Raw genomic sequence first — 16,227 nt, 5'->3', positions numbered from 1 at the left:
GAATCTTGATAAGTCAACCGGCCGCCTTTATGTGTTGCTCGACGGTCCTCACTTTGCTAAGGTGATCCGCTGGCGACATTGCCACCCTCACTGAATTGAGCCACTACATGGTCTGGGACCCCAAAGACCCTTGGAGCAAGAAGGGCGACGATTTGGATCAGGCCTTTAAGCAGGCCCAGGGCCAACTTCGCAATCTGTTACCTACCGGCGGTTTCCGCAATCTTCTTCTTGTCGCCTTCACGGTCTTCCTCATCTGGCAAAGTGCCTTTATTGTGGCACCGGACGAAGAAGGCGTGGTGAAACGCTTCGGTATCCCCGTGCGCGTTGTGGATCCGGGCCCACACATGAAGATTCCCATCATCGAAAGCGTCTTGCAACCGAAGGTCGCGAAGCTTCACCGGGTGGAGATCGGATTTCGAAAGGATCGCCAAGGCCGCCAGCAGATGGTGCCGCAAGAAGCCTTGATGCTGACCGGCGACATGAACATTCTGGCAATTGAATTTATCGTCCAATATAAAATCAAAAGTTCGCGCGAGTACCTCTTCAATGTGGCCGATATCGACGAGACCATCGGGAAGGCAGCTGAAGCCTCTATGCGGGAAGTGATCGGCAAGAGCAAAATCGATGAAGCTCTCACTACGGGCAAAGCACAAATCCAGAACGACACGCAGGAACTTCTCCAACACATCCTCGACGACTATAGGACCGGCGTGCAGGTTGCCGCCGTCCAGTTGCAGGATGTCGACCCGCCCGAAGCCGTGGCCGCCGCGTTCAAGGACGTCACCAACGCCAAGGAAGACCGTGAAAAGCTGATCAACCAGGCTCAGGGCTATCGCAACGATATTACCCCCAAAGCCAAGGGTGAAGCGGCTCAGTTGGTGAACCAGGCCAAAGGGTATGCGCAGGCGCGGCTCAACCGCTCCCAGGGCGAATCCAATCGATTCCTCGCGACACTGAAAGAATACAACCAGGCGAAAGACATTATCAGCAAGCGGATCTATATCGAGACCCTTGAAGACGTGCTCCCCCACATCGATAAATTTGTCCTGGACGGCAAAGGGGCGGACCGGGCGCTGCCGTATCTGCCGCTCGATCGGTTCTCCAAACCGGCCCCGTCCGGCTCGACACAGGAGCGCACGCCATGAGCAAGCAAGGATTTATCCTGGCATTTGTCGGCATTGTTCTCGGGCTGCTCGTCCTCGGTGCATCGCCGTTTTACATCGTCGATGTCACCCAGAATGCCATCGTGGTCCAGCTCGGGAAACCGGTCCGGAACGTCACCGAAGGGGGTCTCTACCTCAAAATGCCGTTCATCGAAGAAGTCACCTACTTCGACAAGCGCCTTCTGGACTACGACTCCAATGCGCAGGACGTCATTACCCAGGACAAGAAAACCCTGCTGCTCGATAATTTTGCGAAGTGGCGGATCACCGACCCGCTGAAGGTGTATCAGGCATTCCAAAGTCAGCGCGGCGCGCTCCAGCGGTTGCACGATATTATTTATTCGGAACTGCGGGTGGAATTAGGCCGGCACGATCTGGCGGAAATCGTCTCATCGGCCCGTGCGCAGCTCATGGCCGTGGTCACCCAACGCGCCAACGAAAAAGCGTCTGCCTATGGCATCGAAATCCAGGACGTGCGGATTAAACGAGCCGACCTGCCTGAGCAGAATGAAAAGGCCGTGTTCTCGCGTATGCAAGCCGAGCGGGAGCGACAAGCGAAGCAGTACCGCGCAGAAGGCGCGGAAGAGGCGCAGAAGATCAAGTCGGAGGCGGAGAAAGATCGGGAGATCATCCTCGCAGAGGCCTATCGAGAATCAGAGGAATTGCGCGGAGGCGGAGATGCCAAAGCGTTCCGCATCTATGCCGATGCCTATCGCCAGGATCCACATTTCTTCGAGTTTACTCGTACCATGGAAGCCTATCGCAAGACCCTCAAGGACAAGACCACCATCCTCGTCAGTCCCGAATCAGAATTCTTCCGGTACCTGAAACAACGTTAACACGCCGCTACTGTAGGCCCACAATTTGACCCGACTGTGGATCGACATCGATCCGTTCCCCGGCAGGCTTCTTCGGCAGACCCGGCATCAACTGAATGCCTGAGCAGACCGCGGTGAGAAACCCGGCCCCGGCCAGAATCCGCAACTCCTGAATCGGCACCGTGAACCCGGAGGGCCGTCCCTTCACCGCCGGGTCGTGCGAGAGCGAAAGCGGGGTCTTCGCCATACAAATGGGCAGTCGATCGAATCCCAATCGTGTCGCCAGCTCTACGTCCCGCTCCGCTTGAGGCGAGAATGACACGCCGGCCGCCCCATAGATCGTGGTGGCGATGGCCTCAATCTTCTTTTTGATGGGCGAGGTCACCTCATACAGATGATTGAATTGCGTACCTTGGGCAGCGACCTTGACGACCGCCCGGGCCAGTTCCTCGGCTCCCCGCCCGCCATCGGACCAATGGGTCGACACCGCAGCCGCTGACGCGCCTGCCGCCAATGCCCGTTCACACACCCAGTTCAGCTCTTCGGCTGAATCATCCTTGAACGCGTTTACTGCGACCACCACCGGCACTCCATGCGCCAGGACATTGGCGATATGCTGTTCGAGGTTGGCAAAGCCCTGCTCCAGTGCCGCCTGATTCGGTCCCGTCACACCGGGAGGCAGCGGAGCACCGGATTTCACGATTCCTCCACCGCCATGAAGCTTGAGCGCACGCAAGGTCGCCACCACGACCCCGGCATCCGGACGAAGACCGGACGCACGGCATTTAATATTGAAGAACTTTTCCGCGCCCAAATCACTCCCGAATCCAGCTTCAGTCACCACATAGTCTGCGCAACGTAATGCCAACCGATCGGAGACAATCGAACAGTTCCCGTGCGCGATATTGCCGAACGGTCCGGCATGAACGAATGCCGGAGTTCCTTCCAGGGTCTGCACGAGATTCGGCAACAAGGCATCCTTCAGCAAGACGGCCATGGAGCCGGCACAGCCAAATTCCTCAGCACGGACCATCTGTCCGCCCTCTGTCAGGCCCACCAGAATTCTCCCGAGGCGTTGGCGCAGATCTGCATGGTCGGTTGCCAGGGCCAGCACTGCCATGACTTCCGATGCCTCCGTAATCACAAACTTTCCAGGCCGCCGCCCGGCTTCCTCTCCCAGGAGAATGTCGCGAAGTGCGCGATCACTCACCCCAAGCGTGCGAGGCCATCTAATCCCGTTCGGATCGACCTTGAGCGTATTGCCGTGAAACAGATGATTATCGACAAATGCGGAAAGAAGATTGTGGCTCGCAGAGACGGCATGCGCATCGCCGGTGAAATGCAGGTTGATATCTTCCATCGGGTGGACCTGGGCTCTCCCGCCTCCGGTACCGCCCCCCTTGATTCCGAAGACCGGTCCCAAAGAAGGCTGTCTGAGCGTGACGGCGGCCCGATGGCCTAACCGGCACAACCCCATGCTCAGCCCGATTGAAGTCGTAGTCTTGCCCTCGCCAAGAGGCGTTGGATTGATCGCCGTAACCAGGATGTATCGTCCCAGCGGTCTGTTCTGGATTCGTTCACCCAGCGTGGGGGCGATCTTCGCCTTGTAGCGCCCAAAGGGGATGAGATCATCAGAATGAATGCCCAAGGACTGTGCGACTTCGAATATATGCTTGTGAGGAAGGGAACGGGCTATCTCCAGATCAGTCATGCGATGTTCCTCGTGACAGCAAGAATTTCAGGAAAGGGCGGAGTATACCACGGCATTCGACGAAGTCACCGGACGCAGAGGCGTGGTAGGACAGGGATGGGGAGCGCTGGACCTTAACCCGGGTAGTTGGGGATTATGACGGAGAAAGAGGAAGGAAACAGGCACACTTCATTCGAAATCCGGAAGGAACGCGAACAGACTAGTCGAGAATAAACTTGGTCGGATCCAACGCTTGGCCGTTCTTCTTGACCATATAGTGGAGATGCGGTCCCGTGGAAAGCCCGGTGCTGCCAACAAGCGCGACCACATCACCACGCTTTACTCGCTGCCCTTCTTTCACCAACGACTTGGCAAGGTGTCCATAGACCGTCTCAATCCCATAGCCATGGTCCAGCTTGACCATATTGCCCATTTTCGAGTCAAAGGCCACGGTGACGACACGCCCGAGCGCCGGAGCCTGGACGGGGGAATTTGCTTGAGCACCGATATCCAGACCGTCATGCCAGGCCGGCTTTTCGGTGAATGGCGAAACCCGCGGACCAAACGCCGAGGTCACCCACCCGCGCACAGGCCAGATGGAAGGAGTTGACGCCCACTGAGTTGAGCGCTGCTCGGCAACTTGAGTCAGGCTTTCAAGGGCTTCCTCCTGTTGCTTGGCCTCCCGGACGAGCGCATCAAGGCTTTCGCGGACCTGCTGTGTCGCCTCCTCAATACTCTCCGCAGCATAATCAACTTCGGACTGATTGACATCACGCACTTCGGAGACCTGCTGTCTCGGTTCCAGCCCGGAAGTGGCTGATCCACCCCCTTGCACACCGGTTTTTCCATCCGGCAATGGACCGTCCTCGCCGCCCCGTCCGTTCGCCAAATCCCCAGCCGGCTTGCTGGCGTCAATTCCCAGCATGACCCGAAGCCGTTGATTCACCTCTCCCATAGCAGAAAGACGCTTCTTGAGGTCATCAATCGCGGCGGAAAATGCAGCCGTCTGCTCACGCGCGCCCATGGCTTCTGCCCGGAACGCCGACAATTGCCAAACCTCTCCGGTCCGAATCACATAATGAGAGATAACGAGCAAATCCGCCACGACCAGGATCGCAGCCAGGATCAGGAGCTTGCGCACGAATTTCCGTGGAAAACTAAACCGCAACGGCTTGGAGGAAGACCCCCGGAAGACCACCACAGTATAGGCATCACTTGTTTCGGCCGCTTGTTGGCTCATAGGACGCTCTCCCCTTCACGGATTCAACCAAGAATTCAGCCACTGACTTTTGCAGTGTACTGATCTCTGGCGCGATGGTCAACCCTTTGTTTTCAAAAATTACGCTATTAGAATCAACTACTTACGAGCCTCATCCCTGACCCATTTTAGGTAGGGCGCCGATCCCGCAATGACCGGGAGTGCGATGATCTCAGGGATGGTATAGCTATGGTGCCGGCGAATGACTACTTCGAGCTCCGGGTATCGCTCCAGGGTTGTTTTGATGAGCATCAGACACTCATTTTCGACGTTGATCTTATTCTCCCAACGGAAGATCGATCGAACGCCATTTAAGACATTCGCGCAGGCGGCAAGTCTGGACTCCACAATAATCCGCCCGAGTCTTTCTGCCTCCTCGGCCGTTGCCGCGGTCACAAACACCACTACCTCAGAACCGTTCGCTCCCACATCTCCCCCATAAGTCCAAGCAAATTGCGTGCCGACACAAAACGGCGAATGCTATTTGCGCTTCAGTTATCAAGCACTTAGGGCAGAATTTTACCCCATCTATATGCCGATTACGCCCAAGAAACTAGGCAGGATTTGCACAATTCGACAAAAAACGACCATCTCCAGAAGCGTGACCTGCCGACCGATTGCCTGGCCCAGCCCTCTTCCTCTCATCCCTACGCTTCGGTCGGAAACCGCTAAGTCTTGAGCTCAGACCCCGTGCGACAGGTGGCCGACCACACCAGAGTTGACACCCATTTTACAGCTCCTTATGATCCGACCGTATAGATGGAGGTGCACTAATGAGTTTCACGATTACCCCTAAGGATCTCAAGTCGAGGCTGGATAAAGGCGACAAGCTGGTGCTGGTAGACGTCCGGGAGCCATGGGAATATGCCATCGCCAAGTTGGAGGGATCCATCCTGGTCCCGCTGGCGACCCTGCAGCAATCTCTTGGCAAACTTGACCGTGACGCTGAGATTGTCGCTGTGTGCCACCACGGGATGAGAAGTGCGGACGCGACAGGGTTTCTGCTGCAGCAGGGCTTCGGAAAAGTGAAAAACCTGATCGGAGGCATCGATGCCTGGTCTACTCAGGTAGACCCATCCGTGCCCCGCTATTAGCTTAAACGGTTACCTGAGCCCATCGCGGAAATATTCGACCGTCCGCCGCAGTCCCTCGCGCAGATCGACCTTCGGTTCCCACCCAAGGTCACGGTGGAGCTTTGTGGAGTCGATGACGCTTCTGGCTTGCTCGCCTCGCTTGGCCGGGCCATGCACTTCCTTAAACTCTACCTTGGTTAAATCCACGACGATTTTGAAGAGGTCGTTCACGGACGTCTCGATTCCGGTGCCCACGTTGTACACGCCCTCCACCTCGGGACCCATCGCCATCAAATTCGACTCCACCACGTCCTCGACAAACACAAAATCGCGAGTCTGACGCCCGTTTCCGTTGACCACCGCCTGTTCGCCACGCAGCATCTTTTGAATGAAAATGGCAACAACTCCTGCCTCACCCTCCGGATCCTGCCGCGGGCCGTACACATTGGCATATCGCAGACTGACCACCTGAATGCCACTCAACCGGTGGTAGTAGCCAAGATAATGCTCCCCGCATAACTTGCTGATACCGTAAGGGGACAGTGGCTGGGTGATGTGGGTTTCCGGCGCGGGAAAGGCCAGCTGCTCGCCATAGATCGCCCCGCCGGATGAGGAGAAGATGACCTTGCGCGCGCCATGTTTCGACGCTTGCTCCAGCACATTGAGCGTCCCGAGCACATTGACCTGCGCATCGAACATCGGATCTTCGACCGAACGCCGCACGTTCATCTGCGCGGCGAGGTGGAACACGATCGACGGCCGTTCATTGCGAAAAATCCGTTCCAGCTTGGGATTTTCTATATCCAGCTTGTAGAATTGGGCCGCCTTGGGGACGTTTTTCCGCTTTCCTGTGACAAGATTATCGACCACCACAACATCATGCCCCTCCTGGAGCAAACGATCCACGACATGTGACCCGATGAACCCTGCGCCCCCCGTGACCAAGACTTTCATACGTCTCCTCGCCTCTCCTTCGTCTGCGGATGTACCGCTCCCTTGACCGAACAATTGAAGGTCAGCCTACACCTTCTGCAGGCTTCCGCAAAGTGTTTTCGTGTTGCCCTTGCGCGTGAACGCCCCGTACGAAACCCGCCACAGACCCACGGATATCCATACTCGCACGCCTCACGCTCTGCGCCGAAACCAGGCCAGGATCTCCCGATTGCCCTTTCGGCCCTCGATGGGCGATTCCATTCGATCCGCCAACTCCAGCCCCAACTGCTGCGCGCACGCCACCACTTTGTCGGCCGCCCCTTCCCGCAAACCATCATCACGAACGATCCCACCCCGTCCGACAAGGCCTTTTCCCACTTCAAACTGCGGCTTGATCAACGTGATCACAAACCCAGACTCAGTGAGGTAAGGCACAACACAAGGCAGCACAAGGGTCAGTGAGATAAACGACACATCGATGACAATCAAATCGATCGGATCCCGGATGGCACCCGGCTCAAGATACCGGATGTTGGTCCGCTCCATAAGCACCACGCGTGGATCCTGCCGTAGACGCCACTCAAACTGGCCATACCCCACATCGACCGCATAGACGCACGCGGCGCCTCGCTGCAGCAGACAATCGGTAAATCCTCCGGTCGAGCACCCGACGTCGAAGCAGATCATCCCTTTCGGATCGACCTGAAATTGATCCAGCGCGCCGGCTAACTTCTCTCCCCCGCGCCCGACATAGGGCGACCCCGGCCCGGTCAGCTCCACCTTCGCATCCGACAAGATCGGTTTCGCCGCCTTATCAACCACCACCCCGTCCACACGCACGAGGCCGGCCAGGATGAGTCGAGCCGCGTCTTCGCGACTGGCAACCAGCCCTCGGCTGACCAGCACGCGATCCAGCCGTTCCCGCTCTGGGCGTAATTTCTGGCTCATAGGCTGTGTGGAAGTTTAACTGCGACAGACACGGGCCCTGTGATAGCCCGTGCATCGATCAGGCGGTTACTGAGGGCGCTCCGGCTCATCCTCACCGGGAGAAAACGCTTGAATCCGCTTCTTGCCGTCCTTCTCTTGCACCAAGATTTCAACCTTCCGCTCGGCATCCTCCAGCATCTTCAGGCAGGTCTTGGACAACCGAATCCCCTCCTCGAAAATCTTCAGCGAGTCATCGAGAGGAAGATCGCCCTTTTCAAGCTCAGCAACAATCGTTTCCAATCGTGCCATTGCATATTCAAACTTCACGGCAGCCACAACAGACTCCCTTGCTCATCCATCAAACGAAACATTATTGCCTGCCCCACCGGTGAGGTCAAGGCAGCGAAGGCGGCAGCACCTCATTGACGTGACACAACAGCCGCCCCTCGGCCAGCCGCGCCTGCACCACATCCCCCACCGCCACCTCTGACGCCAGCCGGACGATCCGCCCGGACGGAATGGCCTGGATGACGCTATACCCGCGGCTTAAGATCGCCAATGGACTGAGAGCGTCCAAAGCCATCATGTAGGACGCAACCGCTTGCCGCCTGGACATAAGTCCCCGTCTGGCTTCCTGCTCCAACCGTTTATACAGTTGCGGGATCACCACCAGCGCGGTCTGAATCCGGCGGTGCGGTCCTTGAGCCAGCAAAGCATGTTGGCGTTCCACCATCCCGCGGTGGAGCAGAGTCAACCGTTCGGTGAGCGTGCGCGTCAAACCCTCTCGCAATTCATCGAGACGCTGAGCATGCGCCTGCACTCGAAAGCGCATATCACGCATCACTCCGACCGAACGCTCGAATCGATGACGCTGCATCTCCAACAAAGTGCGCACGATTCGATCCAGACGATTCGAGGTCTCACCTAATCGCTCGACGATGTCTTCCAGCACGGGAACGACCGCCTCGGCTGCGGCCGAAGGAGTCGGGGCCCGATAGTCCGCGGCAAAGTCTGCAAGGGTCACGTCGATTTCGTGCCCTACCGCAGACACGATCGGAACCTTCGACTGCACAATGGCGCGAACGACCACTTCTTCGTTGAACGCCCACAAGTCCTCTGAGGCGCCCCCTCCACGCCCGACGATCATCACCTCAACCTGGGGCATTCCGCTTAACGTCGTGATCGCTTCCGCAATGTGCTCGGCAGCTCCCTCGCCCTGAACCGGCACGGGAGCGATGAGAATATTCGCGACCGGACAGCGGCGACGGAGGACTGCCACAATATCGCGGACCGCGGCCCCGGTGCGTGACGTCACCACGCCGACCGTGCGCGGGAAGGGAGGCAAAGGACGCTTTCTCGCCTCGTCGAACAATCCCTCTCGCGCCAACCGCTCCTTGAGTTGCTCGAACGCCAGTTGAAACGCACCGACGCCCTTCGGTTCCAGCGAGTCAACGATCAGTTGGTACTCGCCCCGCGGCTCGTACACCGAAATGCGTCCGCGCGCGACAATCGCCAGCCCCTCTTGCAGCGTGAACCGCAGCCGTGAGGCCCCGGACCGAAAGAGTACCCCGCGAAGCTGGCTCTGCTCATCTTTCAAGGTGAAATACAGGTGTCCGGAAGACGGGGCGCGAAGGTTGGTAATTTCGCCTTCGATCCAGATATCCCGGAACTGGGCTTCCAGGGAATCGCGGATCAGTCGCGTCACGTCGGAGACGGAAAGCAGCAGAGGGAGCGGAAGGGTGTGGCCGGTCATAGCTTACCGAGCCTGAGAAAATAGCTTGGCGAACAGATCAATCCACCACTCGGATCCGTTCGATCGACACAGCCTTGCCGAGCGTGGCATCCAGCTCCATCAATACCGCACAGAACACGACGGGACCCGAGGCCACTTCAAAGCGCCGCGGCATGCCGGTGAGAAACTTTTCGATCGCCAGTTCTTTTTTAATTCCGATCACCGAATGAAGCGGGCCGGTCATACCGATATCGGTAATGTACGCCGTGCCTTTCGGCAGGATTTGCTCATCAGCCGTCTGCACATGGGTGTGCGTCCCCGCCACAACCGTCACCAACCCGTCCAGGTAATGCCCCATCGCCATCTTTTCAGAGGTCGCCTCGGCATGCATATCGACCACGATCGCCGAAACCTGCTTCTTGAGAGACTCAATCTCCCGCTTCGCGACCTGAAACGGGCAATCGATCGTAGGCATAAACGCCCGCCCCATCAAATGCAGGACACCCAAGGACTCGCCACCGGGCGTGGTAAACACATAACTGCCTCGGCCTGGCACTCCGGCGGGATAGTTCGCAGGACGCAGGAGACGCGGCTCACGTGGAAACACGTCGAGGATTTCCTTCTTGTCCCACGCATGATTCCCCGTGGTGATGACCGACACCCCGAGATCAAAGAGGTCGTCCACCAGGTCAGGAGTAATACCGAACCCGCCGGCCACATTCTCGCCGTTGCCTACGACCACATCGATGGAATGGTTGGCGATAAGTTTCGGCAGGAGGCGAGCCACGGACCGACGCCCTGGCTCGCCCATGATGTCGCCGATCATCAGAACTTTCATAACCGTGTACTCATTTCGCAAAATCGACGAACCGGCTCTCCCGGATCACCGTCACCTTGATTTGGCCCGGGTACGTCAGCTCCTGCTCGATCTTCTTCGCCAGATCCCGCGACAACTGAAAACATTCCGGGTCGGTCAGATCTTCCTGCTTCACAATCACCCGGATCTCACGACCGGCTTGAATCGCATAGGCCTTCTGCACACCCTTGTGGACAGTCGCCAGCGACTCCAATTTCTCCAGCCGCTTTACATACGACTCCAACGCTTCACGGCGGGCCCCCGGGCGTGCCGCCGACAGCGCTTCCGCCGCCGCCACCAGCACGGTCTCCGGACAAATAGGCTCAACCTGTTCGTGATGCGCCGCAATGGCGTTCACCACTTTGGCGTTTTCGCCGTACTTCTTAGCAATCTCCGCACCCAGCATGGCATGCGGGCCTTCTTCCTCGTGACTGACGGCCTTGCCGATATCGTGCAACAAGGCGCCGCGTTTGGCGAGCTTCACGTCGAGTTTCAACTCGGAGGCCATGATGCCGCAGATGTAGGCCGCTTCCCGCGCATGGTACAGATTATTCTGCCCATAGCTGGTTCGATACTTGAGCCGTCCCAACACCTTGACCAACTCGGGGTGAAAATCAGACAAGCCAACCTCGAAGATCACCTTTTCAGCCTCTTCGATCATCAGCTTCTCGATATCGACCTTCACCTTTTCGACGATCTCTTCAATACGCGTCGGATGGATTCGGCCGTCGTGCATCAGCCGCTCAAGCGAGACCTTCGCGATCTCACGACGAAGCGGATCGAACCCTGAAATGATGACCGCTTCCGGTGTCTCATCGATGATGAGGTCGATCCCCGTCGCCGCCTCGATCGCCCGGATGTTCCGCCCTTCCCGACCGATGATCCGACCCTTCATGGCATCGTTGGCAATCGGCACCACCGAGATGGTCGCTTCATTCACGTAGTCCCGCGTCACACGCTGGATGGAACTGGCGATGATTTCCCGCGCCTCCCGGTCGGCATTTTCCTTGGCCTCTTCGAGCAGGCGCTTGGCCAGGCCGGCCGCCTCCAACCGCGCCTGACTATCCAGATCCTGAATCAGTTGCCGCTTCGCTTCCTCAGCCGTCAAGCCGGCCACCCGCTCAAGGGCCTCGCGATGCTGTTTCAGCGCCTGCGCGCAGGCCGCGTCCTTCTGTACCAGTGTCTCTTCACGCTTCAATAAGTCCTGCTCACGCTTGAGCGCTTCCTGATCCCGCTTCTCAAGCAAGCCGAGCTTGCGATCGAGTCCCTCTTCCCGTTGGGACACACGCCGTTCCGAATTGGAAACTTCGGCAAGCTTCGCCTTTTGTTCCTTTTCGAGTTCGATCCTGGCCTGAAAGACCAGATCTTTGGCCTCCAGCTTGGCCTCTTTGACGAGATTCTCTGCTTCACGCTGAGCCGATTGAACGATCTGCGCCGACTGATCCTCGGCCTCGGCACGACGAGCCAACGCCGACCGACGGCGAAAGACTTCGTACAGCCCGGCACCCAGGACCGCTCCCACTAATCCGACAAAAATGTACGCAACAACGCTGAGAGAAATGGGAACCACCTCCCTTACGGCAGCGGGACAGTAGACGCTGTCACCCTGCGAATAATCACAGCCAGTGTTAAAGGGGGAGCATGGAGCGTGAGAAAGGAATGTCTACGCGTGAAGGGGAAACATCTGACTTCTTGAGCCAGTAGAAACGAAGCGTGGAATCGCCGCCGTCAATTCACGTGGAGGAGTGGTCGACGTCGACCCGAATCCATACGTCTGTCACGTCGAAGGCGCACAGACCAAAGCCCCCGGTCGGGGATCGTCACAGGTTGCGAGCACAGCGCAGGCCATACCACATCTACAATCACCTGCTCTCCGCCCCTTGCCACACGTTGCGAACACACCTGTCGAACAGACATGCCGGCCTGGGAGCCTTCTCTCATCCACACCATCACGACTACTGTGAAAAACAGCACAAAAACCAGCGATTCCATATGTTTAGCGCTCAAAAACCGTCGTCAGATTTTCCGTCCTTGTTCGAAGCTTCCTTTCCTCTCCTGCTCTTGTTGACCCTCAGGTCAATACAACACGGAAACGATAACAAAGCAGTACAGTGAAAGCAAGGCGAAACTCACCGGGACAGGATGGACGGCATCTGCTGATCGATCGATTCCATGAGTGAGGCCACGCGACGATCCGCGTCGGCCTCTCCCTGCCGGGATTTTCGTTCTGATTCCATCAACTCGTGGGCAAGATTGAATGCGGCAAGGACGGCCAACTTGGCCGGGGTGGCCGACCGCATGCCGGCCGCCACCTGCTTCATCTGCTTATCGACCATATCGGCCAATTGCTTCACGTACGACTCGTCTGCTTCCCCATTGATGCTGTACCGCTGGCCATAGATCTCCACGTCAATGGTCTTAGTCAACAGCCACCTCCTTGGGTTCATCCAGGCACTCCAACAGATCGATCTCACCCAGGACCTTCTCGATCCGAGAACGGATATCGATCCGCTCCTGTTCCCAGCGTCGGTTTTCGTCATCACGCACTGCAACCCGTTCACGCGCCAGCCGAAGATCGTCTTCCAATGAAGCGTTTTTCCGTTTGAGATCCTGCACGAGCTTCACCAAATCGCGAATCCGAATTTCAAGGGCGTCGAGACGATCTAAAGTCATGGTATTTCCTCATATCAAAGTGGTGGTCGAACACGTTGGGTGACGGGGGCGAAATATAGAAAGTTCGCTCCGGCTTGTCAAGAAAACGGCCCCGCTACGACGTGCCGTTATGGAGACGGCGATATTCTCCATAGCTGCGCAAGACCCGTTTCACGTACAACCGCGTTTCCTGATACGGAATGAGTTCCACGAACTCATCCTGCTCCCGTCCTCGATGCACCGCAATCCAATTGTTCACGGCAATCGGACCGGCGTTGTAGGCCGCGACCGCATGGGCCAGATTCCCGCCGTATTGCTCGAGCAACTGCCCCAGATACCGCACCCCCAGCCGAATGTTCGTTTCCTGGTCGAACAGTTCTTCCCGTCCGACTGCGGGAAACCCGTACCGCTGCGCCACGGCATTCGCCGTGACCGGCATCAACTGCATCAACCCCACGGCTCCCACCACCGAGACGGCCTTTTCATCGTATTGGCTCTCCTCACGGATGATCGCGGCAGCCAGGTAGGGGTCCACCGCAGTGACGCCCTGCGCGGTGATCGTCGGAAGCAGGCCGGTCGGGTAGGCTACGGTCCACAGGGACGGTGCCGTCGGCAAACCGCTACGTTCCAGCTTGTCCTTAAAGTGAACTTTTGCGACGCGTAAGGCCGGGTGGTACGCCCCCACCTCGCTGAGCAAGGTTGAGAAGGCCAGCAACACCTCAGGGTCACGACTATATTGCTCTGTGAGAGAGCCGAGTTCGCGAGCCGCATCCTGGGCGAACCCCAATATTTTGAGCTCGATGCCGCGTTGATAGACCACGTGCCGTTCGATTTCAGGACGCCGATTCTGCGGCAACGGTGACGCCTCATCGCCCACCGGGCGTTCCGCTTCTGTCGCAACCGGGGTGACCGGCGGCAACGAAACTCGCCGTGCAGCCAATTGGCAATAGTAACTGTATGCGTGCCGCTGACAGAGGCGCACGTATTGATCGGCGGCCGTGGTGTTTTTTTCACGTTCGTCCGCCCGTGCCGCCCAATACATCGCCTGGGGCTCAAAGCCATTGACATGCAACTCCACAACGGAACGAAAGGTCTCAGCGGCATCCCGATAGCGGGCCGTCCGGTATTGCGCCCACCCGGCACGCCACAGACCTTCCGCGCGCTGGCTCGCCGAGTCTCCCAACTTCGCCACCTGCCGGAACATCCCGATCGCCTCATCGAACTGCCCCTGATCCTCCAACCACACCCCGGCGAAAAGATGCACCATCGCCCGCTGGTCGCCCCCCAGGGCCCCCTGCACGACCGATCGCGCCAAGCCGATGAGTTTGTCGCCCTGACTCTGCCGCAGATAGACCCGGGCCAACCATACTGTGGCCTCGGACGATTCCTGCACCCGATCCGCCACTAACGAACGAAACGTCTCACGAGCCTGGTCATATTGCTTGAGCCGGACATAGGCCACTCCCAACTTCAAGCGGGCGTCGAAGCGGCGGGGGTGCCCGGGAGCCATCGTGAGAAAGCGGCGGAGTTCCTCAACCGACTCGACTTGCATGGCCAGCCCGAGAAAGGCCTGTGCGCGAATCCAATGATCGTCGGCCGTCGGCACCCAGGATTCTCCACCCAGGGCGGTATCCAACCGGGCTTTCGCCTCTCGTGCTTCAGGCGAATGGGGATACCGAAGCCAGAGTTGCTTCAACGCGGTGCGCGCCTCCGGTAGTCGATTCTCCCGGATGTGGCACTCAGCCTGGTGCCACAACGCCAACGGAGCCGCCGGATCCTTCTCCGCAAGCACCACAGCGCGCCCCAGCCAGTCCACCGCCCGGAAGCACACGTTAGCGCTATACCAGGCTTCGCCTGTTCTGTAGGCAGCTTTGGCAATCAGGTTTGAATCCGGCACGACCTTGGGGATTGTCTCCAGCAATTCGGCGGCCTGGATCGGCTCGTTCTGCTTCAGCAACGATTCCCCGATCCACAGGCGGAGATAGTCGTCGAGCACCGGCAAGTCGGACTGCACGGCCCGCAACCGTTGTGCCGCTTCGACCGGCTCGCGCTCGATCAGCAACACGCCCAGCACCACCCCGGCTCTCTTGGCCCAGATCGTGGAAGGATAGAGATCCATCACCGACCGCAGCTGGTCGATCTTCAGCATCATCGTTTGATCGCGTTGAACGGGCGAGCCCGAACGTTCATTGAGCGCCACGGCGGAACGAAAACAATCTTCCGCAGAGACGCAGGGTGAAGCGGCAACGGGCAGGGGGCGCGGTGACTCGGCTGTGGCCGTCAAGAACAGGCTCGACAGCACAGACCACACGGCAAGAGCCGACAAGCTGATCCGCCAGGGAAGTGCGGTCACATTCTCATCCTGAGAAGAGGGTGAACCGGGCTTATTATAGCTGAACGCCGTAGAAACGCGACCACGTTCGCCTTGCTTGTCACAAGTTTTTTCCCTGTGCTAGGCTCCGGTATGCTCCAACAGACCGAGAGTCGCACCAATCTGCTGGCCCTGACCGAAAGCGGGATGGCCGCCTTCGTCGCGTCACTCGGATGGCCGGCCTATCGCGCGTCGCAAATCCTGCGCTGGCTCTATCAGGAACGTGCCCGCACGTTCGCCGAGATGAGCAATCTCTCGCAGAAAGACCGCGAGTACCTGACCGGCAGCAGCAGTATCGAACGGACTTCAGCGGTCCAGATCTTTTCCTCGCAGGATGGCACCAAGAAATTTGTGCTCACACTGGCCGACGGCAACCAAGTCGAGTGCGTGCTCATCCCCGACGAGGACCGGCTCACCCTCTGCCTGTCCACGCAGGTCGGCTGCACGCTCGATTGTGGATTCTGTCTGACCGGTACGCTGGGACTCCAACGTAACCTGCGCGCGCATGAGATCATCGACCAGGTCCTCCTCGCCCAGGACCATTTGCAGGAGGGCCACCGGCTGACCAACCTGGTCTTCATGGGTATGGGCGAGCCCCTCGCCAACCTGGATGCCGTGGCCGATGCCGTCGCCCGCCTCACCAACCAAACCTGGGGCCTGGGCTTCTCGGGCCGCCGCATCACGATCTCCACCGCCGGTCTGGCTTCGCGGATCAAGGATGTAGCCCCCCTCAAGGTGAACCTCTTTTTTAATG

At 58.3% G+C, this 16,227-nt stretch carries 16 protein-coding genes; 4 read left to right on the top strand and 12 right to left on the bottom strand.

The features are described 5' to 3' along the window. The first annotated feature begins 107 nt into the window (after positions 1-107). Positions 108-1,145: an FtsH protease activity modulator HflK gene (hflK, locus tag H8K11_14530; protein MCS6264968.1), complete on the top strand. Its 1,038-nt coding sequence runs from the start codon at positions 108-110 to the stop codon at positions 1,143-1,145. Next, positions 1,142-2,002, top strand: coding sequence for a protease modulator HflC (gene hflC, locus H8K11_14525; GenBank protein MCS6264967.1), 861 nt, complete (start codon positions 1,142-1,144; stop codon positions 2,000-2,002). The genes hflK and hflC overlap by 4 nt, the downstream gene beginning before the upstream one ends. Positions 2,003-2,009: 7 nt before the next feature. On the opposite strand, the gene H8K11_14520 is transcribed toward hflC, so the two are convergent. The 3 genes from H8K11_14520 to H8K11_14510 form a co-directional block, all read right to left on the bottom strand. Next, positions 2,010-3,692: a formate--tetrahydrofolate ligase gene (locus tag H8K11_14520; protein ID MCS6264966.1), complete on the bottom strand. Its 1,683-nt coding sequence runs from the start codon at positions 3,690-3,692 to the stop codon at positions 2,010-2,012. A 199-nt stretch (positions 3,693-3,891) separates the two neighbouring features. After that, positions 3,892-4,911, bottom strand: a complete 1,020-nt coding sequence (locus tag H8K11_14515) for a M23 family metallopeptidase (protein MCS6264965.1) — start codon at positions 4,909-4,911, stop codon at positions 3,892-3,894. A gap of 117 nt (positions 4,912-5,028) precedes the next feature. Then, positions 5,029-5,358, bottom strand: a complete 330-nt coding sequence (locus H8K11_14510) for a divalent-cation tolerance protein CutA (GenBank protein ID MCS6264964.1) — start codon at positions 5,356-5,358, stop codon at positions 5,029-5,031. A gap of 344 nt (positions 5,359-5,702) precedes the next feature. Here H8K11_14510 and H8K11_14505 point away from each other — a divergent pair, with 344 nt between their 5' ends. Beyond that, entirely contained in the window at positions 5,703-6,023 is a 321-nt protein-coding gene (locus H8K11_14505) for a rhodanese (GenBank protein ID MCS6264963.1), read from the top strand. Positions 6,024-6,032: 9 nt separating this feature from the next. Here the strand turns inward: H8K11_14505 and H8K11_14500 are convergent, their stop codons facing one another. From H8K11_14500 to H8K11_14460, 9 genes are all read right to left on the bottom strand, one after another. Beyond that, on the bottom strand, positions 6,033-6,956 hold the full coding sequence (locus H8K11_14500; protein MCS6264962.1) for an SDR family oxidoreductase: 924 nt from the start codon (positions 6,954-6,956) through the stop codon (positions 6,033-6,035). A gap of 171 nt (positions 6,957-7,127) precedes the next feature. Continuing rightward, the gene (locus H8K11_14495; protein MCS6264961.1) at positions 7,128-7,883 is read right to left on the bottom strand and encodes a TlyA family RNA methyltransferase; all 756 of its coding nucleotides are present in this window, start codon (positions 7,881-7,883) and stop codon (positions 7,128-7,130) included. Between the two features lie 66 nt (positions 7,884-7,949). After that, positions 7,950-8,198: an exodeoxyribonuclease VII small subunit gene (gene xseB, locus H8K11_14490; protein MCS6264960.1), complete on the bottom strand. Its 249-nt coding sequence runs from the start codon at positions 8,196-8,198 to the stop codon at positions 7,950-7,952. 58 nt (positions 8,199-8,256) lie between these two features. Further along, positions 8,257-9,615 carry an exodeoxyribonuclease VII large subunit gene (locus H8K11_14485; GenBank protein ID MCS6264959.1) on the bottom strand — a complete coding sequence of 453 codons (1,359 nt, stop codon included), beginning with the start codon at positions 9,613-9,615 and terminating at the stop codon, positions 8,257-8,259. A 37-nt stretch (positions 9,616-9,652) separates the two neighbouring features. Then, positions 9,653-10,432 carry a TIGR00282 family metallophosphoesterase gene (locus H8K11_14480; GenBank protein ID MCS6264958.1) on the bottom strand — a complete coding sequence of 260 codons (780 nt, stop codon included), beginning with the start codon at positions 10,430-10,432 and terminating at the stop codon, positions 9,653-9,655. A 10-nt stretch (positions 10,433-10,442) separates the two neighbouring features. After that, positions 10,443-12,011, bottom strand: coding sequence for a ribonuclease Y (rny, locus tag H8K11_14475; protein MCS6264957.1), 1,569 nt, complete (start codon positions 12,009-12,011; stop codon positions 10,443-10,445). A gap of 568 nt (positions 12,012-12,579) precedes the next feature. Beyond that, positions 12,580-12,876: a cell division protein ZapA gene (locus H8K11_14470; GenBank protein ID MCS6264956.1), complete on the bottom strand. Its 297-nt coding sequence runs from the start codon at positions 12,874-12,876 to the stop codon at positions 12,580-12,582. Continuing rightward, positions 12,869-13,123, bottom strand: coding sequence for a cell division protein ZapB (gene zapB / locus H8K11_14465; GenBank protein ID MCS6264955.1), 255 nt, complete (start codon positions 13,121-13,123; stop codon positions 12,869-12,871). The genes H8K11_14470 and zapB overlap by 8 nt, the downstream gene beginning before the upstream one ends. Positions 13,124-13,217: 94 nt before the next feature. Then, on the bottom strand, positions 13,218-15,455 hold the full coding sequence (locus H8K11_14460; GenBank protein ID MCS6264954.1) for a transglycosylase SLT domain-containing protein: 2,238 nt from the start codon (positions 15,453-15,455) through the stop codon (positions 13,218-13,220). 111 nt (positions 15,456-15,566) lie between these two features. Between H8K11_14460 and H8K11_14455 the strand changes: the two genes are divergently transcribed. Beyond that, positions 15,567-16,227: 23S rRNA (adenine(2503)-C(2))-methyltransferase RlmN (locus H8K11_14455; GenBank protein MCS6264953.1), on the top strand; the 661-nt coding region annotated here is incomplete at its 3' end.

The sequence above is a fragment of the Nitrospira sp. genome (assembly GCA_024998565.1).
In the GTDB taxonomy this organism is placed as follows: Bacteria; Nitrospirota; Nitrospiria; order Nitrospirales; family Nitrospiraceae; genus Nitrospira_A.
Note: the sequence above shows the minus strand (reverse complement) of the source record. Positions and strands in the feature narration are given on the sequence as shown.